This window comes from Vreelandella hamiltonii (assembly GCF_014651775.1).
Taxonomy (GTDB): domain Bacteria; phylum Pseudomonadota; class Gammaproteobacteria; order Pseudomonadales; family Halomonadaceae; genus Vreelandella; species Vreelandella hamiltonii.
Map to the genome: position 1 here is coordinate 39871 of NZ_BMXN01000017.1, position 24412 is coordinate 64282.

The 24412-nt window shown below is 60.8% G+C and carries 20 protein-coding genes; 7 read left to right on the forward strand and 13 right to left on the reverse strand.

Annotation, left to right across the window (positions count from 1 at the left end; genetic code table 11):
* Window positions 1-266: 266 nt before the first annotated feature.
* The 3 genes from IE091_RS13475 to dsbG all read left to right on the forward strand — a co-directional run bounded on the left by IE091_RS13475 (window position 267) and on the right by dsbG (window position 3794).
* Window positions 267-2030 carry a sugar phosphorylase gene (locus tag IE091_RS13475; protein WP_189463871.1) on the forward strand — a complete coding sequence of 588 codons (1764 nt, stop codon included), beginning with the start codon at window positions 267-269 and terminating at the stop codon, window positions 2028-2030.
* Window positions 2031-2131: 101 nt separating this feature from the next.
* Window positions 2132-2947: a TlpA family protein disulfide reductase gene (locus IE091_RS13480; protein WP_189463872.1), complete on the forward strand. Its 816-nt coding sequence runs from the start codon at window positions 2132-2134 to the stop codon at window positions 2945-2947.
* 64 nt (window positions 2948-3011) lie between these two features.
* Window positions 3012-3794: a thiol:disulfide interchange protein DsbG gene (gene dsbG, locus IE091_RS13485; RefSeq protein ID WP_189463873.1), complete on the forward strand. Its 783-nt coding sequence runs from the start codon at window positions 3012-3014 to the stop codon at window positions 3792-3794.
* Between the two features lie 2024 nt (window positions 3795-5818).
* Here dsbG and IE091_RS13490 read toward each other — a convergent pair.
* The 7 genes from IE091_RS13490 to IE091_RS13520 form a co-directional block, all read right to left on the reverse strand.
* Window positions 5819-6838: a c-type cytochrome gene (locus tag IE091_RS13490; protein WP_016913287.1), complete on the reverse strand. Its 1020-nt coding sequence runs from the start codon at window positions 6836-6838 to the stop codon at window positions 5819-5821.
* Window positions 6835-7497 carry a c-type cytochrome gene (locus IE091_RS13495; RefSeq protein ID WP_189463874.1) on the reverse strand — a complete coding sequence of 221 codons (663 nt, stop codon included), beginning with the start codon at window positions 7495-7497 and terminating at the stop codon, window positions 6835-6837. Before IE091_RS13495 ends, IE091_RS13490 begins: the two co-directional genes overlap by 4 nt.
* A 22-nt stretch (window positions 7498-7519) precedes the next feature.
* Complete coding sequence (locus IE091_RS13500; protein ID WP_189463875.1) at window positions 7520-8875, reverse strand: ATP-binding protein; 1356 nt, start codon at window positions 8873-8875, stop codon at window positions 7520-7522.
* Entirely contained in the window at window positions 8872-9573 is a 702-nt protein-coding gene (locus IE091_RS13505) for a response regulator (RefSeq protein WP_016913284.1), read from the reverse strand. The genes IE091_RS13500 and IE091_RS13505 overlap by 4 nt, the downstream gene beginning before the upstream one ends.
* Before the next feature lie 145 nt (window positions 9574-9718).
* The gene (locus IE091_RS13510; protein WP_189463876.1) at window positions 9719-10141 is read right to left on the reverse strand and encodes a DUF6691 family protein; all 423 of its coding nucleotides are present in this window, start codon (window positions 10139-10141) and stop codon (window positions 9719-9721) included.
* Window positions 10138-10599, reverse strand: coding sequence for a YeeE/YedE family protein (locus IE091_RS13515; protein ID WP_084123833.1), 462 nt, complete (start codon window positions 10597-10599; stop codon window positions 10138-10140). The genes IE091_RS13510 and IE091_RS13515 overlap by 4 nt, the downstream gene beginning before the upstream one ends.
* Before the next feature lie 34 nt (window positions 10600-10633).
* Complete coding sequence (locus IE091_RS13520; RefSeq protein WP_189463877.1) at window positions 10634-11500, reverse strand: MBL fold metallo-hydrolase; 867 nt, start codon at window positions 11498-11500, stop codon at window positions 10634-10636.
* A 195-nt stretch (window positions 11501-11695) separates the two neighbouring features.
* On the opposite strand from IE091_RS13520, the gene IE091_RS13525 reads away from it, so the two are divergent.
* Window positions 11696-13303, forward strand: a complete 1608-nt coding sequence (locus IE091_RS13525; RefSeq protein ID WP_189463878.1) for a methyl-accepting chemotaxis protein — start codon at window positions 11696-11698, stop codon at window positions 13301-13303.
* Window positions 13304-13327: 24 nt separating this feature from the next.
* Here IE091_RS13525 and IE091_RS13530 read toward each other — a convergent pair whose 3' ends face one another.
* The 3 genes from IE091_RS13530 to IE091_RS13540 all read right to left on the reverse strand — a co-directional run bounded on the left by IE091_RS13530 (window position 13328) and on the right by IE091_RS13540 (window position 17322).
* On the reverse strand, window positions 13328-14548 hold the full coding sequence (locus tag IE091_RS13530; RefSeq protein ID WP_081193615.1) for a glycosyltransferase family protein: 1221 nt from the start codon (window positions 14546-14548) through the stop codon (window positions 13328-13330).
* Window positions 14549-14566: 18 nt separating this feature from the next.
* Entirely contained in the window at window positions 14567-15472 is a 906-nt protein-coding gene (locus tag IE091_RS13535; protein WP_189463879.1) for an HAD-IIB family hydrolase, read from the reverse strand.
* A gap of 818 nt (window positions 15473-16290) precedes the next feature.
* Window positions 16291-17322, reverse strand: coding sequence for an OmpA family protein (locus IE091_RS13540; protein ID WP_189463880.1), 1032 nt, complete (start codon window positions 17320-17322; stop codon window positions 16291-16293).
* A 186-nt stretch (window positions 17323-17508) separates the two neighbouring features.
* Here IE091_RS13540 and IE091_RS13545 point away from each other — a divergent pair, with 186 nt between their 5' ends.
* From IE091_RS13545 to IE091_RS13555, 3 genes are all read left to right on the forward strand, one after another.
* Window positions 17509-18177, forward strand: coding sequence for a hypothetical protein (locus tag IE091_RS13545; protein WP_422822530.1), 669 nt, complete (start codon window positions 17509-17511; stop codon window positions 18175-18177).
* Window positions 18178-18181: 4 nt separating this feature from the next.
* Window positions 18182-18766, forward strand: coding sequence for a FlgO family outer membrane protein (locus IE091_RS13550; protein WP_162129515.1), 585 nt, complete (start codon window positions 18182-18184; stop codon window positions 18764-18766).
* Between the two features lie 94 nt (window positions 18767-18860).
* On the forward strand, window positions 18861-19691 hold the full coding sequence (locus IE091_RS13555) for a glycosyltransferase family 32 protein (RefSeq protein ID WP_189463882.1): 831 nt from the start codon (window positions 18861-18863) through the stop codon (window positions 19689-19691).
* A gap of 73 nt (window positions 19692-19764) precedes the next feature.
* On the opposite strand, the gene glyA is transcribed toward IE091_RS13555, so the two are convergent.
* The 3 genes from glyA to IE091_RS13570 all read right to left on the reverse strand — a co-directional run bounded on the left by glyA (window position 19765) and on the right by IE091_RS13570 (window position 23897).
* The gene (gene glyA, locus IE091_RS13560) at window positions 19765-21030 is read right to left on the reverse strand and encodes a serine hydroxymethyltransferase (protein ID WP_016913272.1); all 1266 of its coding nucleotides are present in this window, start codon (window positions 21028-21030) and stop codon (window positions 19765-19767) included.
* A gap of 156 nt (window positions 21031-21186) precedes the next feature.
* Window positions 21187-22503: a hypothetical protein gene (locus tag IE091_RS13565; protein WP_189463883.1), complete on the reverse strand. Its 1317-nt coding sequence runs from the start codon at window positions 22501-22503 to the stop codon at window positions 21187-21189.
* 965 nt (window positions 22504-23468) lie between these two features.
* Window positions 23469-23897, reverse strand: a complete 429-nt coding sequence (locus IE091_RS13570) for an REP-associated tyrosine transposase (protein WP_016913270.1) — start codon at window positions 23895-23897, stop codon at window positions 23469-23471.
* Between the last annotated feature and the right edge of the window lie 515 nt (window positions 23898-24412).

Genomic DNA, 24412 nt, shown 5'->3' on the forward strand with positions numbered 1-24412 from the left:
TCGGCACGCACCCTCAAGTGCGCTCAGCGTGTCAGCCCCGTAGATACCAGCCGTGCCAACGGGCCGCCTGCTATCTCTTGTTTTGTAAGCTATTTTAAGAACCCTTCAGGGGTCATTGGGTAAACCATCCCACTACCGCTTGTCGTGCCTGCAAAAGCAGGCGTACTCATGACTTGTACGTCATTTCGCACAGTATTCTCCTATATTGTAACGATTTGGCACACAAGCTGCAGCGTTTGTCGAAGGTTGATTGAAAGGAGGCACCCATGACGGCATTTGAGCTCAGGCTACAGCGTTACTTGACCCACCTGTACGGCGAGCGCGCAGGGGAAGTACAGCGGCGCCTCGAACAGCATCTGGCCCACTTCCGACCGCTGCTTCCAGCGGCGCCTTTATCTGCTGAGCAGAGCGGCATTGCACCAGCATGGAGCGAAAAGGATCAGTGGGTCATCAGCTATGGTGACTCCATCGTGGCAGACGGCACGCCCCCACTGGGCGTACTGAACCACTTTCTGCAGCGCCACCTGGGCGAGACGATCAGCGGGGTGCACGTGCTGCCCTTCTTCCCCTGGAGCAGCGACGACGGTTTTTCGGTCATCCATTACCGGGAGGTCAACCCCGAACTGGGAGACTGGTCGCATATCCGTGACCTGGCCAGCCACTATGACGTGATGGGCGACCTGGTGCTCAACCATGTTTCCCGTGAATCGCTGTGGTTCGTGGATTACCTGACCGGCAGCCTGCCGGGGCGGGACTACTTTATCGAGGTGGACCCTGACACCGATGTTTCCCAGGTCACGCGGCCCCGCAGTAGCCCGCTGCTCGTGCCTGTCTCCACCCGCCGGGGCACACGCCACCTGTGGGCCACGTTTTCGGAAGACCAGATCGATCTGAATTTCGAGAACCCGGATGTCCTGCTGGAATTCGTCGGCATCCTGCTGTTTTACCTGCAGCAGGGAGTGAGGATCATCCGCCTCGATGCCGTGGCATTCTTGTGGAAGCGGCTGGGCACGGCCTGTATTCACCTGCCCGAAACCCATACCGTGGTGCGCCTGCTACGCGCCATCGTCGATGAAATCGCCCCCGGCACCTTGATCATCACCGAAACCAACGTGCCCCATGCCGAAAACATCAGCTATTTCGGCCTCGAACGCCTGGCGGAAGGCCCGCCGGACGAAGCGCACATGGTGTACCAGTTCGCGCTGCCCCCGCTGCTGCTGCACACCCTCACCCGTGGGGAGGCCAGCACCCTGCAAGGCTGGCTAGCCAGCCTGCCGGTGCTGCCTGAACACTGTACTTACCTCAACTTTACCGCCAGCCACGACGGCATCGGGGTGCGCCCGCTGGAGGGCCTGCTGCCGGACCACGAACGGGACGCCCTGCTGGAGCTGATGCACCGCTTCGGTGGCTTCGTCAGCATGCGCAGCAACCCGGACGGCAGCGACACGCCCTACGAAATCAATATCACCTGGTTCGAGGCCATGCGCGGTACCCGGCGCGGCCCCGACCCTTGGCAAATTGCGCGCTTCCTGTGCAGTCAGGCCATCATGCTCAGCCTGCAAGGCATTCCTGCGCTCTACCTGCACACCTTGACCGGCACGCTCAACGATGTCGAAGGCGTCGAGCGCAGCGGGCGGCTGCGCTCCATCAACCGGCGTCGCTGGCCGCTGGACGAACTGGAGCTGCTGCTGGAAAGCCCCTCTACCCCGACCCACGATGTCTTCCATGCCCTGCGTCGGCTGTTGGACCTTCGCCGTCAGGAGCCCTGCTTTCACCCCAACGTGCCCCAGCAGGTCATCAGCACACCGGCAGAGCTGCTGGCCATCGAGCGCGGCCCGCTGGCCGATGGCCGACGCTTGCTGGCCCTGTTCAACGTCACCGATCGCCGCATAGCCCTCGACCAGGGCGGCGAGGCATTGACTCAGCGACTGCAGCAGCACGCCTGGCAGCCGCTGGATACCTCGTCTTCGCCTCACCCGCCGACATCCCTGCCTCCCTATGCCGTGCTCTGGCTGGTGGCTAACGCCTGACGCCTTGCGACATAACGTCTCAGGACAGAACAAGATAATCCTTTAATAATCCTGTCCTGCGACACTGTCCATCCAATTCGACGGTGGATACGTGAGCGTTTATGTTGCAACAAAGCCTGGCCATTGGCCCCATGGGGTTCAGCCTGCATCAGTTGATCATCGGTTTTGCCTTCTTACTCGCCCTGTTGGTAGGCGCCCTGCTGGGCAGGCGCCAGCAGGTTTCGGTCAGCGATACCCTGTTTACCCTGCTGATGGTCGCCCTGCTGGCGGCCAGGCTGGTATTCGCCGTGCGTTACTGGGGGGAATACGACGGCCTGCTCGCGCGGCTGGATATTCGTGACGGTGGCTTTGACCTGCTGGCCGGTGCATTGGCCGGGATGGGGTATGGCGTCTGGGCACTGTGGCGCTCGCCGCGTCAACGCGCGCCGCTGGGCGCGGCCATGCTCACCGGCGGTCTGGTGTGGGGCGTCACGCTGGGCAGCACCCTGCTCATCGAACAGCAGACCCGGCCGCTACCCACCACCCCACTCAGCACCCTGGAAGACACCCCCATCAGCCTCCCGGAGCTGGCTCAGCAACAGGGCCAACCCATGGTAGTGAACCTGTGGGCCAGCTGGTGCCCGCCCTGCATTCGCGAAATGCCGGTCTTCGAAGCGGCTCAGCAGCAGGAGCAGGACGTGACGTTCGTGTTCGTCAATCAGGGGGAGAGTCTTCCACAGATCAACCGCTTCATGGCAGAACATGGCTTTCAGCTCGACAACGTCTGGCAAGACCCGCGCAATGCGCTGGGTCAAGTGACAGGTGCCCACGCCATGCCCACCACGCTTTATTATGATGCCCAGGGCCAATTGGTCAGCACCCACTTTGGCGAGCTTTCCCGGGCCACCCTGAACGATGGGCTATCACGTATTCGTTGAGCCTTCTACAGCGTGATCATGAGTTACCCGCTGCCGCGAGTGCGGCCTATTTGAGGATAAAGTGATGCAACGGATGTTTCCCATTCAGACGGGCCGTCTGACCCTGCTGGCTGCGCTGAGCGGCTTTGCCATTACCAGCCAGGCCGATGCTCTACCCGCCCCGGTGCAGGCCCTGGCCGACCAGGGCATCAGCATTCACGGGCAGTTCGAGGCCCCCGGCGGCATGCGCGGCTACGGCGCCAGCGTGCAAGGCCAGGACATGGCCATCTACCTGACCGCCGACGGCGAACACGCCATTGTCGGCACACTGATGGACAGCGCGGGCAATGACCTGACCGAAGCGCAGCTGGACGAACATGTGCGCGTCCCTCTCGAAGCCGAGACCTGGCAACTGTTGGAAGAGAGCCATTGGATTCAGGACGGCAACCCGGACGCCCCCCGCGTGATTTACACCTTCACCGACGCCAACTGCCCTTACTGCCGCCAGCTATGGCAACAGACGCGCCCTTGGGTGGAAGCCGGTGAAGTTCAGTTGCGCCACATCATGGTAGGCATTCTGGCGCCAAACAGCCCCGCCCTCGCCGCCACCCTCCTCGGTGCCGACGACCCCGCCGAGGCCCTGCACCGCCATAGCGAAGGCGAATCCCTGAGCGCCAGTGCGCAACCTCGCGATATCGAAGAACAGGTCTATGCCAATAACCAGCTTTTCGATGAGCTGGGACTGTACGCCACCCCCACCAGCGCCTACCAACGCGAAACCGACACAGGCCTGCTACGCATCGACCGCATCCAGGGCATGCCCAACGAAGCCCGCCTTCTGGACATGATGGGCAGCGAAGCACCGTAAGCATGGAGGCCAGACTAGCCGCCAAGCCCAACGTGGCTGTGGCTCTTTGTCATTCGAGGATGCTGTGGGTGCTGTGGCACCATCAGGGCGGCTGGCGCCGCCTCCGCGGGTGCCTTTCGCTCGTTGCTCTCGCTCAATCGTTACGCCGCGCTACGGGGGTGCCGCGATTTGACGTGGTGACGTATTGGGGTGATGTGGGCGCATACCGTAGCGCGGCGTAAGCGGAGCGCACCCGCGAAGCAACGCGGAGCGTTGCCGATGAGGGCACCGGGGGTGGCGGTGGCATGTTGTCATTCGAGGATGCTGTGGGTGCTGTGGCGCCATCAGGGCGGCTGGCGCCGCCTCCGCGGGTGCCTCTTTCGCTCGTTGCTCTCGCTCAATCGTTACGCCGCGCTACGGGGATATCCGTTGCCCGTGCCCCCATACCCAATGTTGGCGATGTACCCGTAGCGCGGCGTAAGCGGAGCGCACCCGCGAAGCAACGCGGAGAGCGTTGCCGATGAGGGCGCCGGGGGTGGCTGGTGGCATGTTGTCATTCGAGGATACTGTGGGTGCTGTGGCACCATCGGGGCGGCTGGCGCCGCCTCCGCGGGTGCCTCTTTCGCTCGTTGCTCTCGCTCAATCGTTACGCCGCGCTACGGGGGTGCCGCGATTTGACGTGGTGACGTATTGGGGTGATGTGGGCGCATACCGTAGCGCGGCGTAAGCGGAGCGCACCCGCGAAGCAACGCGAGAGCGTTGCCGATGAGGGCACCGGGGGTGGCGGTGGCATGTTGTCATTCGAGGATGCTGCGGGTGCTGTGGCGCCATCGGGGCGGCTGGCGTCGCCTCCGCGGGTGCCTCTTTCGCTCGTTGCTCTCGCTCAATCGTTACGCCGCGCTACGGGGGTGCCGCGATTTGACGTGGTGACGTATTGGGGTGATGTGGGCGCATACCGTAGCGCGGCGTAAGCGGAGCGCACCCGCGAAGCAACGCGGAGCGTTGCCGATGAGGGCACCGGGGGTGGCGGTGGCATGTTGTCATTCGAGGATGCTGTGGGTGCTGTGGCGCCATCAGGGCGGCTGGCGCCGCCTCCGCGGGTGCCTCTTTCGCTCGTTGCTCTCGCTCAATCGTTACGCCGCGCTACGGGGGTGCCGCGATTTGACGTGGTGACGTATTGGGGTGATGTGGGCGCATACCGTAGCGCGGCGTAAGCGGAGCGCACCCGCGAAGCAACGCGGAGCGTTGCCGATGAGGGCACCGGGGGTGGCGGTGGCATGTTGTCATTCGAGGATGCTGTGGGTGCTGTGGCGCCATCAGGGCGGCTGGCGCCGCCTCCGCGGGTGCCTCTTTCGCTCGTTGCTCTCGCTCAATCGTTACGCCGCGCTACGGGGGTGCCGCGATTTGACGTGGTGACGTATTGGGGTGATGTGGGCGCATACCGTAGCGCGGCGTAAGCGGAGCGCACCCGCGAAGCAACGCGAGAGCGTTGCCGATGAGGGCACCGGGGGTGGCGGTGGCATGTTGTCATTCGAGGATGCTGCGGGTGCTGTGGCGCCATCGGGGCGGCTGGCGTCGCCTCCGCGGGTGCCTCTTTCGCTCGTTGCTCTCGCTCAATCGTTACGCCGCGCTACAGGGGTGCCGCGATTTGACGTGGTGACGTATTGGGAGTGATGTTGGCGACATACCGTAGCGCGGCGTAAGCGGAGCGCACCCGCGAAGCAACGCGGAAAGCGTTGCCGATGAGGGCGCCGGGGGTGGCGGTGGCATGTTGTCATTCGAGGATGCTGTGGGTGCTGTGGCACCATCAGGGCGGCTGGCGCCGCCTCCGCGGGTGCCTCACTCGCTCGTTGCTCTCGCTCAATCGTTACGCCGCGCTACGGGGATATCCGTGCCCGTGCCCCCATACTCAATGTTGGCGATGTACCCGTAGCGCGGCGTAAGCGGAGCGCACCCGCGAAGCAACGCGCCAGCGTTGCCGATGGAGCCACCGAACGTGGCGGCGGCCTCATCGTTACGGGCAGCCGCTGCCCACCTCACAGCCGCTACTCCTCCGAAAGGTGCTGAAAACGCGGGGCGCCGACGTTCCAGGGTTGGATGTTACCGTTTTCGCCGTAGTTGTCGTGGTCGCCGAGGACGTGGCCGTCATGCTCACGGGTGTGGCCGTAGAGCGAACGGTTGTGGAAGGTGGGGCCGAAGCGCTCGGCGGTTTCGGCGATATCGCCGGTGTAGCGTGGGTCCTGGGGGCGCTCCTGGCTATTGATGTAGTAGGCGATGTCCCAGGCTTGCTGGCCGGTGAGCGAGCGTGGCTGGCCCAGCGGCATATTCTGATAGATGAAGCCTGCCATGGTTTCTACCCGAACAATGCCGGCCCCCCAGTTGTTGGAGCCATCGCCCCAGGGCGGTGGGAAGACGTATTCTCCGTTTTCGTAGTGGCCTGAGCCGTCGGACTGATGGCACAGGGCGCAATTTTCGAGGTAGGCCGTTTCCCCTCGGGCATAGCTGGGCGCTTCTTCATGCTCGGGGGCTGGAAAGCCGCGCCCATAGATGGGCTTGTCGGGGTACATGGGCGCCCCCGTGGCCAGCCACTGGTGGTAGGCGCTCAACGCCAGCATTTCATCGCTGCCATACGCCGGCGGTGTGCCGTTCATGGAGTAGGCAAAACATCCGGCAATGCGCTCTTCCAGATTGTTGACGTGCTGATTCTTGCCACGAAAATCCGGTAGCGTGATGGCGGCGGCCCATACCGGCGCGCTGAACGGCACGCGCCCTTCTCCCAGGTGGCAGCTGGAGCAGTTCATATCGTTGTACACGTACTCACCGCGCAGCTGCTGGGTATCCGTGAACAGGTCGTAGCCGTAGCGAATGACTTTCTTGAGCTCCGGGTGCAGATCGGAGGCTTCCAGGTCGTCCATGGTGGGCGGCTCGTGGACCAGCATGTCCAGGGCGTCATCGGCACGCGGCTGCTGGGCCGACACCGCGCCTGCATAGAGCGCCAGCGCGGCTGCCGAGGCCAGCAGGCCGCCCGACAAGGTGAACGTCAAGGTCGTTGGACGCGTCATCATTGGCTAGCCTCCTGGTCGCGTTGAGAGGGTTGAGCGGCGTACCAGGCCGAGACGGCGGCAATGTCGTCATCGTTCATGCGCTTGGCCACGGCGCCCATCAGGTGTTGTGGATCGTTATGACGGGTATCGTTTTTCCATGCGTGCAATTGGGCACTGATATAGCCTGCATGCTGCCCGGCGATCCCGGGAAAGTCGCTGCCCACTCCGTAGCCGCCGGGCCCATGGCAGCTTTGGCACGACACGATGTAGGCATTCCAGTCGCCACGTTCGGCCAGCTGCTGGCCACGCGCCAGCAGGCTATCTTCCACATCGCCGCCTTGGCCTGGTGTCGCGGGCAGTTGGCTGTAATAGGCAGCCACATCGGCGATTTGCTGGTCATTGAGCATGTTGGCAAAGGTCAGCATGGTGGCGTTTTGCCGCTCACCGGACTGAAAGTCGTGCAGTTGCTTGGCCAGATAGTCGGCATCCAGCCCCGCCAGGCGCGGCCAGGACTCGCCGCCCGGAATGTTCATGCCGCTGCCGTCTGCCTGGTGGCAGGCAACACAGGTGGCGGCGGCGGTTTGCCCCCGTTCCGGGTCTCCCGCCGGGGCCATGGCAGCACTTGCCAGCAGGCAGGCCCCCGCCAGCAGGCCGACGTGCGTCGATTGGATGTATGGCATTCTTCCCCCTTGGCATTGCTTGTTATGTTGGGTCTTGCAGTAACGGCGTTGTTGGTGATGACGCGTGTGGTGGTAGCACTTCGGGCACCGTGAGGTGGGCCAGGAAACCTCCGGTGGGTGCATTGGCAAAGTGAACGCTGCCGCCAAAGCGCTCGGCGATGGCGGCCACGATGGCCAGCCCTAGGCCACTGCCCTGGTGCTTGCTGGCCCGCCAGAATCGTTGCGTTAGCTGCTTCAGCGTGGCGTCATCCACCCCAGGCCCCTCGTCGCCCACGGTGAACGTGACCCGACCACCCAAACGCTGCACGCTCAGGTGAATCAGCGCGTTGGCAGGCCCATGGCGCACGGCGTTGTCCAGCAAATTGCGCAGCGCGGTAATCGCCAGCTCACGAGGCATGGCCAGCTGCACATCGGGCAATGCCTCAGGCACGCGGCACTGTGATGGGTCGACCACGCTATCGGTGACGGCCAGCTCGACCACCGGAACGACGCTGCAGGGTTCGCCATCGTCGAAACGCATGCGCCCTTCCACCCGGGCCAGGGTGAGCAGCTGATCCAGCGTATCGGCCAGCCGCACCACGCCTTCTTCGGCGTGGCTCAAGGCTTCGCGTGCCAGCAGGCCTTCTGCCCGCTGCGCCACTTGAAGGTGGGTCTTGATAGCCGTTAGCGGCGTACGCAGCTCATGGGCGGCATCGTTGGTGAAGCGCTGCTCGCGCACCAGCGTCTGTTGAACACGCACCAGCAGCCCATTGAGCGTGTCGATCAGCGGCTTGATCTCCTTGGGCACACCATAGGTAGACACCGGCGCCAGCGCTTCCGGATGGCGGCTGGCCAGGGAGGCGCGCAAACGTGACAGTGGCGCCAGCCCACGCCATACCCCAATCCACAGGGCGACCAGGCTACCCACCAGCGCCACCACGAACGGCACCACAGCCACCCGCACGATGCCGCCCAGCAGCAGGTTGCGCTCATCCATGCGGTCTGCCGTGGTGATGATCAGCCCACCTCGCTCGTAGGTGAACACACGCCAGGTGGTCTCCCCTTCCTGACGGTAGCTATGGCCGTGCTGGCCGGGAGCCAACACGGCCTCCATATTGGCGTGGGTGCGTGCAATGATCTCACCACGCGGCGAGTGCACCTGGCAGGCCAGCCCTTCAATGGGCGGAATGGAAAGTGCGGCGGTCATGTTCTGCTCCCACACCTCTGGCGGCAGCTGATGGACCAGCCCAGCCACCATGCGCGCCGACTGGGCCAGCCGCTGGTCGAGGGTGCGCACGAAAGACGCCTGTAAATCGTTCAACAGCCACGCGGCAGCCACGCCCCAGAGCAGCACCAGCGTGATGCCCAGCGTCAACAGTAGCCGTGCGCGCAGGCTCATCGCTGCCCCTTGGGCCGCTGGCCGGGCACCTGGACCGCCTCGGGCTTGCCCAACCGATACCCCAACCCACGCACGGTTTCGATGATGCCGCTGCCCAATTTGCGCCGCAGGTGGTGAATGTGCACATTGAGCGCGTTGCTTTCGACATCGTCGCTCAAGCCATACAGGCTATCCTTGAGCTGGTCGGCGGAAAGCACGCTGCGCGGCGCATGCAGGAAAGCTTCCAGCAGCACCAGTTCACGACGTGACAGGGCAACCAGGTGATCGGCAACTCTCACTTCTCGAGCAGCCGGATCCAGGGTCAGGGTGCCGTGCACGGTCAAGCCCTGGCTGCGTCCTGCCACACGCCGCAACAGCGCATGCAGGCGCGCGACCAGCTCATCCAGGTCGAAGGGTTTGATCAGGTAGTCGTCAGCACCGGTTTGCAGCCCATCCACCCGGTCACGCACGGCATCTCTGGCCGTGAGCACCAGCACCGGCGTGGTGACCCCTTCGTCACGCCAGGCTTGCAGCAGGGTCAAGCCATCGCCATCCGGTAACCCACGGTCGAGGATGACCACGTCGCTGGCGACACTCTGCATGGCCTGCCGCGCTGCCTGTAACGACGTCACGTGCTCGACCACAAAGTGATACATCATCAGTCCGGCGCGAATACCCGACGCCACCAGCGGGTCATCTTCAATCAATAGGACGTGCATAGCGGTTTCCTTGTTATGGAAGCAGCATGACAAAAGCGTATTAACCGAGCGTTAAGCGCCGGTCGAAAACCCTTGCCTCAGATCAAAAAAAACGCCCCTGCCGACAGGGGCAAGGGCGACAACATGCCGCGTTGGTTCGGTGGTGCTAGCGAGACAGGCGTGCAGCCCCCCACCAGCCCAGCACCATGGCCGCCAACATGGCCAGTAACGGCAGCGTGACGCCGCCCAGAGAAGCAATGGCAGGCCCCGGGCAGTAGCCGGAAAGCCCCCAGCCCACACCAAACAGCGCCGCACCGCCCAGCAGCTTGCCATCCAGCTCCTGGCGCGTGGGCATTTGAAAGCCACCGGCCAACAGCGGCTGCCCCCGAGCAAACACCAGCCGGTAACCGACAAACGTGGTGCACACCGCACCCCCCAGCACGAACATCAGCGTGGGGTCCCAGGCGCCCGCGATGTCCAGAAACCCCAGCACCCTCGCCGGGTCGGTCATGCCGGAAATAGCTAGCCCCAGTCCAAACAGCAGCCCTGCCACGTAGCCCGCTGCCGTTTTCAACGCGGCCCGGCTCATACGCCACCCCCAATGACATGACGCACCACATACACGGTGGCGATGGCGGTCACCAGAAACATGCCCGTGGCCGCCATGGAACGCGGCGCCAAACGCGCCAAACCACATACGCCGTGGCCGCTGGTGCAGCCGCTGCCCAGCCCGGTGCCCAACCCCACCAGCAGGCCTGCCAACAGCATCAACGCAACGCCACCGGCAGGCGCGCCAATCACCTCACCGGGGCTGCCAGCCACATTGCCCAGGCCTCCGCCCAGCGCCATGACCAGCAGCGGGCCGCTGACCAGGCCCGCCAAAAAAGCCACCCGCCAGGCGCTATCGCCCTTGGGCCGCTGAAGCACCAGCCCTCCGATGATCCCGCTGATGCCAGCAACACGCCCCAGCGCCCCCATCAACCAAACGGCAGAGAGCCCAATCAACACGCCCCCCACCAGCCCTTGCAGGCTTGCCATTACGTCCACCGTTTGCTCCTTGTATTGCGTGGGTTGAAAAGATTCAGAAACGATTGAGCGGCACCTTGAGATACACCTGACCGTTGTCTTCCTCGGGGGGCAGCTCCCCAGCCCGCATGTTGACTTGCACCGACGGGATGATCAGCCGAGGCATGCCTAGGGTGGCATCTCGCTCAGTGCGCATACGCACGAAGGCGTCTTCACTGATGCCCTCATGCACATGAACGTTGGCCTGGCGCTGCTCGGCAACGCTGGTTTCGTGCTGGTACACGTCACGCCCCGGGGCCTTGTAGTCGTGGCACAGAAACAGCCGTGTCGTGTCAGGCAGGGCCAGCACTTTCTGAATCGAACGATAGAGAGTGCGGGCATCGCCACCGGGAAAATCACAGCGGGCGGTGCCGTAGTCGGGCATGAACAGCGTATCGCCGACAAACGCGGCATCCCCCACCACATAGGTCAAACAGGCGGGGGTGTGGCCAGGCGTATGCAGCACGCTGGCTTCCAGGGCTCCAATCATGAAGGTATCACCCTCCTGGAACAGCGCGTCGAACTGGCTACCGTCCCGAGCAAACTCGGTGCCCGCATTGAAGGCCTTGCCGAAGATCTCCTGTACCTCGACGATGTGCGCTCCAATGCCGGTCTTGCCGCCCAGCTGAGCGTGCAAGTAGGGGGCCGCCGAAAGGTGGTCGGCATGAACGTGGGTTTCCAGTATCCAGGCCACGTTTAGCCCTTCACGGCGCACGAACGAGATGATCTGCTCCGCTGAACGGGTATCGGTTCGCCCAGCGGCGTAATCAAAATCGAGTACGGAGTCGATGATGGCGCAGGCGGTGCCATCGGGGTCTCTCACCACGTAACTGAACGTGTTGGTTGGCTCATCGAAAAAGGGCGTGACGACGGGGCGTTGCATGATGGACCTCCAGCAGTTGACCGCATGCGTTAGACATTTCACCCAGTGTAGCGCACAAAATATTATATGTTTATTACCTTTTAGAATTATCAATTGTAAAATTTAGTTAAAAACACTCCTTTCGACTAAGGTAGGCCGCCTCATGGCCGATAGGAGTGAGGGCTCACTCACTGAACTAATCGATATAAGGACGCCATGAACAACCTGACTACTACACAGAAACTGTGGAGCACGCTGGGCATCATCTGGGTGGCCATGCTGCTTTTGGTGGGCTGGCTGGCGTGGGAAAATCGCCAGACCATCGCCAATGAACGCCGCGATAGCATTCAATACATCGTCAACAGCGTTCACGGTCAGCTCGCCGATCTGCAGGCCCGTGCCGCCAGCGGTGAACTGAGCGTCGATGAAGCGCAGCAGCGGGCCATCGACAACCTTGCCAGCGTACGCTTCGGTGACGGCGAGTACGTGTTTGCGTTCGACAACCAGCTGGCCATCGTGTCACACCCCAACCGCCCCCGTGGCGAAGACATGACCAACTTCCAGGACGCCAGCGGCATGCGCCTTTACAGCGTACTGCGTGACGTGGCCCAGGCGGGCGGTGGCCACGTGGACTACTACTCGCGACGCATCTCGGGGGAAGAGCAATCGCCCAAGGTGAGCTATGTGGCCCACTTACCCGAATGGGGCTGGTCCATGGCGGCGGGTGTCTATGTGGACGATATCGATGCTGCCTTTGTCGCTGGGCTGGTGCGTTCGGCGGTCATTCTGCTGATCATTGGTCTACCCGTGACGCTGCTGATGGGCTGGGTGATCAGGGATGTGGCTCGTCGGCTGGGCGGTGACCCACGCTATGCCGCCAGCGTAGTGCGTCATATTGCCGACGGCGACCTGACCCAGGCCGCCACGCTGAAAAGCAGTGACCACAGCAGCCTGCTGTTCGACATCAACCGCATGCGTGAAACTCTGGCGGACACCATCAGCGATATCCATCACGGCGCGGACCAGGTCAATAACGGCGTCGAGCAGATCGTGGGCGTCAACGAAGAACTCTCGACGCGCACCGAAGAGCAGGCTGCGTCGCTGGCGGAAACGGCCTCCAGCATGGAGCAGCTGACCGCAACGGTAAAACAGAACGCTGAGCATGCCGACCATGCCCGCAACCTGGCCTCGCGAACCGCTGAGAGCGCTCAACGCGGTAGTGACGCCATGTCGTCCGTCATCGACACCATGGCCACCATCAATGAAAGCGCCACTCGCATGAGCAGCATCGTCGAGACGATCAATGCGATTGCCTTCCAGACCAATATCCTGGCGCTGAATGCCTCCGTGGAAGCCGCCCGCGCCGGGGAACAGGGTCGCGGTTTTGCCGTGGTGGCCAATGAGGTTCGCCAACTGGCCAGCCGCTCCGCTTCTGCCGCTCAGGAGATCAAGGGGCTGATCGAAAATGCCGATGCCCAGGTGGTGGAAGGCAGCCGCCGAGTGCGCAGCACCGGCGAAGTGATCAATGGCATGGTAGGCGATATCCAACAGCTCAGCACGCTGGTTCAGGAGATCTCTGCGGCCACCATCGAACAAAGTAGCGGCATCGAGCAGGTCAACCAGGCCGTGACACAGATGGACCAGATGACCCAGCAAAATGCCGGACTGGTGCAGCAGAGCAACCACGCTACCCAGCAATTGGCGCATTTGAGCACCCAGCTGCGTCAGATGGTCAGCAACTTCAAGCTCAATGCGTCACGGCATCAAGCCAAGGCGTTGTCACTGGCGCCTTCCAGCACACAGGCGCACAGCGACGATTTCTAGGCGTCAAACGTAGGCCGTCATGGCCTACACATCCCCCTGGTTATCCAGCGCGACCGCTTCGTGCATCCGGGTCAGCAGGTCAGGTACAGCGGCCTGCACCCGGTTCCAGCTAGGAATGAACGGACGCTCACGCGGGTTGTCCAGAAACAGGTTGCCAGCTTCCAGCAGGTTGCTGGCAAACAGCTCTACCGCCTGCTCTTCGCAGTGGCGGTCCAGACTCAGGCCATTCATGGTGGCGTCGTGGTCATAGGCCTCGATCAAGTCCAGCGCCAACCGATAGTAGGTGGCTTTCAAGGTACGGAAATCTTCGCTGCTAAAACTGACGCCTTGCGTGGCCAGCTTGCGATAAAGTGCCTTGGCAATATCCAGGCTCATGCGGTTCAAGCCACCGCTGGCATCCTCTTCGCTCACTGGCTGGTGCTTGTGGTCGTAGGCATCGGCAATATCTACCTGGCACAGCTGGCGATGCGAGTAGTTGCGCTGTAGCTCCGAGAGCACGCCAATTTCCAGCCCCCAATCGGCAGGAATGCGAATGCCCTCCAGCACGTCGCTGCGCATGGCAAACTCCCCCGACAGCGGGTAGCGGAAACTGTCCAGGTAATCCAGATACGGTAGCGGGCCGCACACGGTCTTCAGCGCTCGCAGCAGGGGCGTTACCATCAAGCGAGACACCCGGCCATTCAGCTTGCCTTCGGCGATGCGCGGGTAGTACCCCTTGCAGAAGCTGTAGTTGAAGCGTGGGTGCGCCACCGGGTACATCAAGCGCGCCAGCAGGCTACGGTCATAGGTAAGAATGTCGCAGTCGTGCAGCCCAACCACGGTCGAGCGCCCGGAGGCCAGCACATAGCCCGCGCAATACCACACATTGCGCCCCTTGCCAGGTTCCAACGCTCCCAGCCCGTGGTGTTCAAGCTCGGCATCCAGCTCACGCAGCCGGGGTCCATCGTTCCATAGAATGCGGGTGTGCTGCGGCAAGCGTGAGAAAAACTCGCGGGCATAAAGAAATTGTTCGCGATCGGCCCGGTCCAGTCCAATCACGATTTCGTTGAGATACGGCACTTTGGCCAGCTCGTCCACAATGGCCGAGAGTGCAGGCCCTTCCAGCTCGGAAAACAGCGACGGTAGAATCAGCCCCATGGGGCGGCGCTTGGCAAATTGGCACAGCTCCCGCTCGAGCTCTTCCACGGGGCGACGGGTCAGGTTATGAAAATCGGTGATGACGCCATTCTGATGAAAATCACTCATGGGCACTTCCTCGTTGGGTTAAGCCGTGGCCGCTTGCTGGTGGGAGTCCGCCGCTAATCGGCGGTCGTCTCGCCCCCACCAGTGAGCCACCCCCTCGGCCCATCCGGCTGGCCCGGTTGCCTGGGTGCGATACAACGCCCGGTTGTGCGGTGCCACTATCAGGTCATGGCAGCCCTTGATCACCACGGCCTGGTCCACGGCTTCCAGCATGGTAACGTCGTTGGGGCCATCGCCGAGCCCCAGCGCCAGCGGCTGGCGCCCGCGCAGCGCCGCAAAGCGCTGGATCAACCAGGTCACCGCACTCCCCTTGCCTGATGCCTGCGCCATGACGTGCCAAAAACGCCCGCCCTGGGTCATGGTCAAACCATCGCCCTCCAGCGCCTCGCGCAGGGTCTCCAGGGCACGCTCGTCGTCTTCCCAGATCAGCGGCTCGCTGCCCTCACGCCGTTTGGCCGCCTTGGCCCGAGGCTCGTCCAGGCCGGTTCTGGCGATGACTTCCGCCACCTCCATCTCTCCCATGGGCGTAAACCGCAGGTTGAGGCGCTGCTTCCAGATGGCCAACCGCGCACGGATAAAGCGGATATCAACCCCCGTGTGCTTGATGACCACGCCGTCTGGCCCACTACCCGGCCGATCAAGGCTGGCATGGCACCAGCCTGGCGGCAGGCCAATCACGGCACCGTTTTCGGCAATGAAGGGCGTCGCCGTCAGCCCCAGGGCTTCACGCAGCGGCAGTAGTTCTGCCCGAGTTTTGCTGGTCACGGGAATCACCGGGACACCCAGCTGCTTGAGACGAGCAAGCCAGGGAGCGGCAGGCGAAAAATCATAGCTATGGTGGTCCAGCAAGGAACCGTCGAGATCAGTGACCACCAAACGCGGCTGTAACGCGGGATCAAGTAGTTCAGGACTAGCGAACTCGGTCATGGCAGCACCTTCTGCAAACTGAAATCAGGTCACCCAAAAGCCCAACGTAGCCATCTTTTGAGATCAATACCCAAGGTAGACAACCACCAAAGCAGAATGCATGCCAAGATGCTTTAATTAAATAAAATCAAAAGATTAAAACACGATCTAAGCGATGCCAGAGCAAGCACCAAAATAGGGCAACCCATAATGCACCAAAACAGAGCATGAAAAAGAGGTACAGAAGACGGAGAAATAGCGCGGGATTGTTGTACAAGATTTATCTAATTAAAACACCGAGCATAAAAAAAGCAAAAAATTTGCACAAACCCTTGGCAAACATTCCAGAATAGCTATACTCGAATTGTACCCACTGACTGTCTCGTACACCCCCTCACCTGATGTCAGTGGGCTGCAGTGAGCCAAGCCCTTTGATGCCCGCCACCCCCCTGGCGGGCTTTTTTTGTTCAGCAAAGCAAAGCAGTCCCAAGCCTACCTGTGGGAGGCCCGTTCTTTGGCTTATAGCCAGAGCAGTCACCCAGGCTATCCTGTGGGAGGCCAATTTCATTGGGCGACTGCCTGGGCAGGCACCTGTGCTTGAATCATCGCGAGCTAAAGCTCCCTCCCACAAAAAGCTCCCACTAACAGCAGGGCTTCTTGAACAGTGGGAGGCCCATTCATTGGCTTATAGCCAAAGCAGCTACTCAAGCCTGCCTGTGGGAGGCCAATTTCATTGGGCGACTGCCTGAGTAGCCACCCATATCAAGCCAGATGCTGCAATCATCGCGGGCTGAAGCCCCCCTACAACAGTGAGCTGCCCCAAGCCAGCGCGTGAGTGCCTACTCCACGTGAATCACCACTTCGACACGGCGGTTGCGGGCGCGCCCTTCGGCGCTGCTGTTATCCTCCAGCGGGCGGGTATCGGCAAACCCGACGGCGCGCAGCCGCTCTGGCTCGACACCTGCGGCCTCCAGTGCTTCAACGATGGCAATGGCCCGTGCGCTGGAAAGCGCCCAGTTGGACGAGAACTCAGGGGTATTGATCGGCTGACTGTCCGAGTGCCCTTCGACCCATACTTCGCCGTCATAGCGCTGGATGGTTTCCAGCAGGCTGCCCACCAGCGATGTACCGCCTTCCGACAACCCCGCCGCGGCAGAGGGAAACAGCAGCTGATCCTGCACCCGCAGGCTGATACCTTCCGCTACCCTGGAGACCTCGACGCCTTCCAGGTTCGGCAAATAAAGCGATGTTTCGACGCGTTCGGACAGCTGCTCATCTAGCGCCAAAGCGCTGCTGATGGCCTCATCGTCGATCTGTTGCACGTTGACAGGCGGCCGGTCGGTCAGCAGTACCATGTAACTGGCCAGCGGCTGGCCCAGGCGCTGCGTCTCATCGACGAGCAGCGGCGTTGGCAAGGCAGGCAAGTAGCGCTCCAGCAGCGGCGCGACGGGCGATGTGTCGCTTTCGATGGGCGCGCGAGCCAGCAAGGGAGGCACTTCAGTCAGCGGAAGGACAGGCATGACGGGCGAAGGCAGGCCCGCCACCCCCAAGGCCGCGCTGATGGCCATCGGGCTAAGCGTGCCGGGCTCATTCAGGTAAGCGATGTTGCGCTTTTGGCGTCGTTCATCCAACAATGCAGGCAGCGGCACTTCAAGAGCAGGCACACTGCTTTCGCTGACGTCGGTGTCATCTGCTTCAGGGCTCCAACCGGGGCCGGTCACCCCGGCCGCCGCAATGATGATCACGAACAGCGCCACCAGTAGCGTCATGATGTCGATGTAACTGATCATCCAGCCATTATTGCTATCGTCTTCCGGGTAAGATGACAGCAACGAATCGTGACGAGGGCCGCTACGGTGGTCCTCAAGCATGGGGGTTACTCATTCAAGTTTTAAACCTCGTGGCCGATCTACTATGAGCATGGCAAACTAGTCTATCAAAAAGCCCTGTCAAAAAGCCGTTTACTAGCGATAAGGAACTACCCGGTGCGCATTCGTCCTTTGCTGTCTCTCACTCGCCGCTATCTTGCCCCACTCGGGCTTGGCGCGGTTAGCTTGATGCTAAGCGGCTGTTTTTACGCCAACACATCACAAACGCCGATTGCTACCACCTACCCTTACAGTGAGCAGCAGCGCATGCAGGCCGCCCAGCATTGGGAAGTTCTTGCCCGCCACGAAGCCGCGGGCATTCTGGCCAGCGAGCGCGTGCGATTTCGGGACCTGCACGTGCTGGCACCCGAGCATGCGCAGTACGGCAGCTATTACAGTGGCGGAGAGTTCGAACGAGGCTTCAGAACCCTGCTGACCAGCGAGCTGGTGTCACGCGGTGGCAGCGTCACTACCCAGCCCCGTGCCAACGGAGCAACGGTTCAGATCGATGTGGAAGTCGTTCAGCATCGTGACCGTGGCTATACGCGTCCGCCTTTTGGTGCTTACACGGCGCTGGCAACCGGCATTGCCGTCGCCAGCTTTCCCATCCGCCACTGGAGTGAGCCTGGGCTGGCACTAATCCCGGCCGGCATCCTCGCCGACTCTGTCGGGGGTAGTTGGACACCCACCAGCAACGAAGAGATCATCGTCACCACACAGATCGTGGAACAGGATCAAATCCTCTACTCTTCGTCCAATATCTATTACATTAATGCCGGTGATCGGCGCCAATATGCACCCCATAGAGTGCCACAGGCCCCCACAACGCCGGTCATTTCCATCACCGACACCTGGTAAACTTATGCTGTTGACTCTTATGACGGTGCTCTCTGCTTCTTATCGACGCTCGATTCACATGGCTGCTGCGAGCCTTGCGCTGTTGGTGCTGGCCGGCTGCGCCTCCCTGGGCAATAACAACCAGCAGGAAGCACCCAAACCGGATCTTTCCGAGCTTGCCCATCAAGCTGCTCAGCAAATGATGGCAAGCAACCCCGACCTTACACGCTATAGCCCCATGATTGCCGCGACTTTTGTTAGCATCGACAACTTGAGCCAGTCCTCCACGTTTGGGCGTATCAGCTCGGAGATCATGGCTTCGGCTCTCGCTCAGCAAGGCATGCAGGTGCGGGAAGTCAAGATGCGCGATAGCATGTTCATCGAAGAGAATGTGGGGGAATTGATTCTCTCCAGACAAGTGCAACGCCTGAGCGCTCAGCACAATGCTCGCTCCATTCTCATGGGAACCTATGCCCAGGGTCAGGACTCCTTGTATGTGAGTGCACGGGTAGTGCGTGCGGGTGATGCCATGGTGCTGGGCAGTGCAGACTTCCGTCTCCCCCTCGATAACAACATCCGCAGCCTGCTGGAAGGCCAAGGCGGCTGGTGATGATCGGGTAAACGTCCCCGCAACATTCAATATTGTCGAAAAGCCTGAGGAGCTTACTCCCCAGGCTTTTCATTGAAATGAGCAAAGAGAACCGATGCCGTCTCAACCGAAACCTCGCAAGCCGCATATCGTGGCGACCAGCAGAGTCATCAAGCTAGTGGCCAACATCACCAAGCTGTTGAGCTATGGCTTTCATGCCCTGTTCCCCAAAAAACGCTTTACGCTACCGGAACAAGCGGCCCCTTGGCTGAAGCCCAAAGAGCCAACGCCCATCCCCAGGATCATCTGGCAAACCAACTTCACCAATAAGGTCACGCTCCCTGTCTACCTGAACTACCTGTTCAACCGCTTGATGGCCCCGCGCTTCGAATATCGGTTCATGATTACCGAGGCCAGAAAAGCGTTCATTGCCGACCACTACCCCGCAGAGATCAATCAGCAATATGATCGCCTGCAAATCGGTGCCGCCCAGGCCGATTTCTGGAGGCTGCTGGTGCTCTACCAACACGGTGGCGTGTATCTGGATATCGATGCCCACGCGATCTGGCCCTTGGCCAACACGTTAGGCAAGCATGAGGAGCTTTACATCACCACCCGCCGTGGTGAGCTCAGCAACTATTTCATTGCCAGCCGCCCCGGCAATCCGAACCTGTTGAGGCTGATCGAACGAGTGCAGCACAACATTCAGGACAGCTCCCTGACCAACGTCTTCGAGCTGACCGGGCCGGGGGTGTTCATCGAACTACTCGATCAACAGGCCGTGCCCACCGTCTCCTATCGGCATGCCTGTAACCAGGGCAGCTTCACCAACGAGCATTTTCAGTATATCGACAAAACAGCGGGAAAATGGACCAAGGAGCAGCGCACCGTCAGCGTCGTGAGACCAGAGCCTGCACGTGATGCTCAGGACCGCTCTGCCGATTGACCTGGGAAACGCGACCTACCAAAAAAAACGCTAGCCTAAGGCTAGCGTTTTTACTTACTGAAGACAGAAGCGCTTACTTGTAAACCGGGAAGCGGCCACACACCTCTGCCACTTTATCCAACACCTGGGCTTCGATGCCGCTGGTGTCTTCCCCCTTGGCCAGCACATCGAGGATATCGCAGATCCAGCCTGCCAGTTGGGTACACTCTTGCTCGCCGAAACCTCGGGTGGTCACTGCCGGAGTGCCGATGCGCAGGCCAGAGGTGACGAACGGGCTTTGCGGGTCGTTGGGCACGGCGTTCTTGTTGACGGTGATGTGGGCGCGGCCCAGGGCAGCATCCGCATCCTTGCCGGTCACGCCTTGCTTGATCAGAGAAAGCAGGAACAGGTGATCTTCGGTACCGCCCGAGACGATGTCGTAGCCACGCTCGATGAACACGGTTGCCATGGCCTGTGCGTTCTTGACGACCTGCTGCTGGTAGGTCTTGAACTCGGGCGCCATGGCTTCCTTGAAGCAGATCGCCTTGGCCGCGATGACGTGCATCAGCGGGCCGCCCTGGCCGCCGGGGAACACGGCAGACTGGAGCTTTTTCTCGATCTCGGGGTTGTTTTCCGCCGAGAGGATCACGCCGCTACGGGGGCCACGCAGGGTCTTGTGGGTGGTGGAGGTGACCACGTGAGCGTGGGGCAGCGGGCTGGGGTAGACACCGGCCGCCACCAGACCCGACACGTGGGCCATATCGACCAGCAGGTAAGCCCCTACTTCGTCGGCGATTTCGCGGAACTTGGCCCAATCGACAATCTGGGAGTAGGCCGAGAAGCCCGCAATGATCATTTTCGGCTGGTGCTCACGGGCCAGTTGGGCCACTTGAGCGTAATCGATCAGGCCCTGCTCATCGAGACCGTACTGGATGGCGTTGTAGTGCTTGCCAGAGAAGTTGGGCTTGGCACCGTGGGTCAGGTGACCGCCCGCATCCAGGCTCATGCCGAGGATGGTGTCGCCGGGGCTGACCAGCGCCTGGAACACGGCGCTGTTCGCCTGGGAGCCGGAGTGCGGCTGCACGTTGACGTAGGTGGCGCCAAACAGCTCCTTGGCGTAATCGATGGCCAGGTTCTCGGCGATATCGACAAACTCACAGCCGCCGTAGTAGCGCTTGCCGGGGTAGCCTTCAGCGTATTTATTGGTCAGCTGGCTGCCTTGTGCTTCCAGTACCCGCGGGCTGGCGTAGTTTTCGGAAGCAATCAGCTCGATGTGGGCTTCCTGGCGTGCCACTTCTTTCTGCATGGCATCAAACAGCACATCATCGAATCCGGCAATTGTCATGTCGCGGCTGAACATCGGCGGGAACCTCGTAACGAAACGGTCATCATGGAGAAGCGAGGGAGCCATGATAACCCACTCGGACGCGACTTTCATCGCATCCGTATCAGGTGTTACATGAGCATGTTTCATGTTGGCGGTAGCCTTTACAGGCTGACCAACTGGACAACCGCGCTATTTCAATTCGAAAGTGACGCGTAGGCGCTGACTGCTGCCCAGCGGGTCCATCATGAATTGTTCGAGGGTAAAGGGGTCCGGCAGCGCGATGTGCGTGGTCAAGGATTGGGCGTGCCCCCCCATGATATCGACCAGAGCTACCATCAGCTTGGCGACCTGCGGGCCTGCCAGCCTTTCGAACTGGCGAGCCTGAGCCCAGCCTTGCGCCACCATTTGCGAGGTGCTGATCCCCTCCTGGGTGGCGAGTTCGGTGGCGAGGCGCGGCAGCAGGCCAGCATCCTTGTAGGCCAGGGTGACATTACCGCCGTGAAGCCTGGCCGTTTCGAACAGGGCTGGGTGTTGCATGGCCTGTTCGATGGTGGCACGCCCAGGTAGCGTTACGGGAAGCGCCATCTGATAGCTCACCTCCCCCGCCTCGCTGAGCTGTAAAAAACCTTCCGCCTTCAGCTGCGGCGGTTGAGTATCCTCATGCCACTCGGAGACGCTACGCCCTGCGGCATTCAGGCGCCCGCTGCCACCGGTCAGCACGTTATTCACGGCCTGTAGATCCCGGCGCTCTTGCGGTGGTGCCAGGCCAATCAACGCCCCCATATCCAGCGCGGCACCCTGAAAGCCCATATCGCTGACATAGAGGTTGCCGCTGGCCCAGGCACGCTCCAGCAGCACGCTCCAGCGGTCACCGGTCAGGCTGAAGCCGTTCACTTCGGCCCACGCCAGCTGCTCCTGCCCTGGACGATCGAGCCCTTCCAGCCCACGTATACTCAGCTCATCCAGCCCCAGCGAAGCGCTAAAGCCGGACGCCAGATCATTGAATTCGGCCTTCAGCCCCTGAAGCTCAAAGCGCCCAAGGGCAGCGTCGCTCATCTCTTCCAGCACCAACGCTTGCAAGGTGAGGGAGCCCGTCAGCGCCGCGTCGTTGCCCCACTCTTCCGTCCACTGCTTGGCCAGGGTGCCGTCCAGCCAGACAGACAGCTCACGCAGCTGTAAACCGTGAAGCGGAGCGTCATGGGCAAGCACGCTGGACAACAGGGGCACGGCAGCCCCCGGGCGGGCCAGCGTCATTTCAGACAGGCTCAAGACCGGGTCACGGACGTCAGGCTCAATGATATGTATGCCGTAAAAGGAGACGCTATCGGGTTGGTCGTAATCGCCCTGCACTTGGTAAGCCTCAATGGTCACCACATCGCCTTGCGCCAAGCGAATCACGATGTGTTCGGCCACCACGCGCTGGCCCTGTTCGTGAAGCTCTCCAATCTCGATGAGCTGTTCGCCGCTCCCCCAGCGGGTTTGCAGGTCTGCCTCCAAACGTGCCACAGACGCATGGGCACCACCGGCACTCAGCAATAAGGCGAAAAGGCTTACACAAAGCGGCATAGCACGCGCTGACATGGAAAACGGAGATAAGAAATGAGAGACGTTAAACGACCACATGCCGCGAACTCCAATGAAGAGGCGCGTAGCATACACGAAGCCTACCTGGTGAAAAGCGAAGATTGAGCCTACTCAAACGGTCGCACCATAAATTGGCTTCCCACAGGTCAAGAAGTCCTGCTGTGGGTGGAAGCCTCTTGTGGCTGGGAACTTCTTGTGGCTGGGAGCCTCTCGTGGGAGGGGCTTTAGCTCGCGATGATCCAAGCACGGGTGCCTGCCTAGGCAATCGCCCAATAAATTGGCCTCCCACAAGATAGCCTAGGTGCCTGCCTAGGCAGTCGCCCAATGAAATTGGCCTCCCACAAGATAGCTTGGGTGGCTACTCTGGCTATAAGCCAATGAACTGGCCTCCCATAAGTTGGTTTGGGTGGCTGCTCTGGTATAGCCAATGAATTAGCCAATAAGCCCAGCTGTGGCTGGGAGCTTCTTGTGGCTGGGAGACTCTTGTGGGAGGGAGCTTTAGCTCGCGACGATTCAAGCACAGGTGCCTGCCCAGGCAATCGCCCAATAAATTGGCCTCCCACAGGATAGCTTGGGTGGCTACTCTGGCTATAAGCCAATGAACTGGCCTCCCATAAGTTGGTTTGGGTGGCTGCTCTGGTATAGCCAATGAATTAGCCAATAAGCCCAGCTGTGGCTGGGAGCTTCTTGTGGCTGGGAGCTTTTTGTGGGAGGGAGACTCTTGTGGGAGGGAGCTTTAGCTCGCGACGATTCAAGCACAGGTGCCTGCCCAAGCAGTCGCCCAATGAAATTGGCCTCCCACAGGATAGCCTAGGTGCCTGCCCAGGTAATCGCCGCCCAATAAAATTGGCCTCCCACAGGTTGGTTTGGGCTGCTGCTCTACCCAGTTACAACCATATAGCATTCCAGTAGCTATAGGATTTGATATCGTCGACCAAATTGGCACGCAATGGATTGGCGACAATATATCTGGCAGCTGCTTTTAGGGCAGTTTCATCTCTAATCATTCGATCATGAAAGCCGTCCTGCCAAACGCTCTGTCCAATATCCAAAGACACATAGGTCTTGTAGCGTCTTACGGCCTCCGATAGCTGTTCATTTAATTGAAAAAGCCAATGGATGTGGTCTGGCATGACGACATAGGCGTAAGTAGTGGCAAGCGCTGCCACACGTGGATGATAGAAGTGTCGAGCCGCATGACGGGCCCGGGAAAAAGTGGAAAAGACAGGTTGCCGACGCTGAGTGGTGATGGTCACCAGGTAGTAACTGTTGGGGATTGAGAGCCTGCCACGTCGCAGCTGATAACTTCTACTCATGTGGTCACTCTCCCTTTATGTGATTAACTTTATTTAAACTAGCATATTTTCGTTAATCGATTGATCGGTGACAGAAAGCGCAGGTGAGGCTGGAAGCTTCTTGTGGCTGGGAGCCTCTCGAGGGAGGGAGCTTTAGCTCGCGACGATTCAAGCACGGGTGCCTGCCCAGGCAGTCGCCCAATGAAATTGGCCTCCCACAGGATAGCTTGGGTGGCTGCACTGGCTATAGCCAATAACCCCACTGTGGCTGGGAGCCTCTCGTGGGAGGGAGCTTTAGCTCGCGATGATTCCAGCACCCAGCTTGATATGGGTGCCTGCCCAAGCAATCGCCCAATAAAATTGGCCTCCCACAGGATAGTTTGGGTGGCTGCACTGGCTATAGCCAATAACCCCACTGTGGCTGGGAGCCTCTCGTGGGAGGGAGCTTTAGCTCGCGATGATTCCAGCACCCAGCTTGATATGGGTGCCTGCCCAAGCAATCGCCCAATAAAATTGGCCTCCCACAGGATAGTTTG

Excerpts from the sequence above, each read along its gene's own strand:
- IE091_RS13475 (WP_189463871.1), top strand. The coding sequence starts at position 267 with ATGACGGCATTTGAGCTCAGGCTACAGCGTTACTTGACCCACCTGTAC.
- IE091_RS13480 (WP_189463872.1), top strand. The coding sequence starts at position 2,132 with ATGTTGCAACAAAGCCTGGCCATTGGCCCCATGGGGTTCAGCCTGCAT.
- dsbG (WP_189463873.1), top strand. The coding sequence starts at position 3,012 with ATGCAACGGATGTTTCCCATTCAGACGGGCCGTCTGACCCTGCTGGCT.
- IE091_RS13490 (WP_016913287.1), bottom strand. The coding sequence starts at position 6,838 with ATGATGACGCGTCCAACGACCTTGACGTTCACCTTGTCGGGCGGCCTG.
- IE091_RS13495 (WP_189463874.1), bottom strand. The coding sequence starts at position 7,497 with ATGCCATACATCCAATCGACGCACGTCGGCCTGCTGGCGGGGGCCTGC.
- IE091_RS13500 (WP_189463875.1), bottom strand. The coding sequence starts at position 8,875 with ATGAGCCTGCGCGCACGGCTACTGTTGACGCTGGGCATCACGCTGGTG.
- IE091_RS13505 (WP_016913284.1), bottom strand. The coding sequence starts at position 9,573 with ATGCACGTCCTATTGATTGAAGATGACCCGCTGGTGGCGTCGGGTATT.
- IE091_RS13510 (WP_189463876.1), bottom strand. The coding sequence starts at position 10,141 with ATGAGCCGGGCCGCGTTGAAAACGGCAGCGGGCTACGTGGCAGGGCTG.
- IE091_RS13520 (WP_189463877.1), bottom strand. The coding sequence starts at position 11,500 with ATGCAACGCCCCGTCGTCACGCCCTTTTTCGATGAGCCAACCAACACG.
- IE091_RS13525 (WP_189463878.1), top strand. The coding sequence starts at position 11,696 with ATGAACAACCTGACTACTACACAGAAACTGTGGAGCACGCTGGGCATC.
- IE091_RS13530 (WP_081193615.1), bottom strand. The coding sequence starts at position 14,548 with ATGAGTGATTTTCATCAGAATGGCGTCATCACCGATTTTCATAACCTG.
- IE091_RS13535 (WP_189463879.1), bottom strand. The coding sequence starts at position 15,472 with ATGACCGAGTTCGCTAGTCCTGAACTACTTGATCCCGCGTTACAGCCG.
- IE091_RS13540 (WP_189463880.1), bottom strand. The coding sequence starts at position 17,322 with ATGCTTGAGGACCACCGTAGCGGCCCTCGTCACGATTCGTTGCTGTCA.
- IE091_RS13545 (WP_422822530.1), top strand. The coding sequence starts at position 17,509 with ATGCTAAGCGGCTGTTTTTACGCCAACACATCACAAACGCCGATTGCT.
- IE091_RS13550 (WP_162129515.1), top strand. The coding sequence starts at position 18,182 with ATGCTGTTGACTCTTATGACGGTGCTCTCTGCTTCTTATCGACGCTCG.
- IE091_RS13555 (WP_189463882.1), top strand. The coding sequence starts at position 18,861 with ATGCCGTCTCAACCGAAACCTCGCAAGCCGCATATCGTGGCGACCAGC.
- glyA (WP_016913272.1), bottom strand. The coding sequence starts at position 21,030 with ATGTTCAGCCGCGACATGACAATTGCCGGATTCGATGATGTGCTGTTT.
- IE091_RS13570 (WP_016913270.1), bottom strand. The coding sequence starts at position 23,897 with ATGAGTAGAAGTTATCAGCTGCGACGTGGCAGGCTCTCAATCCCCAAC.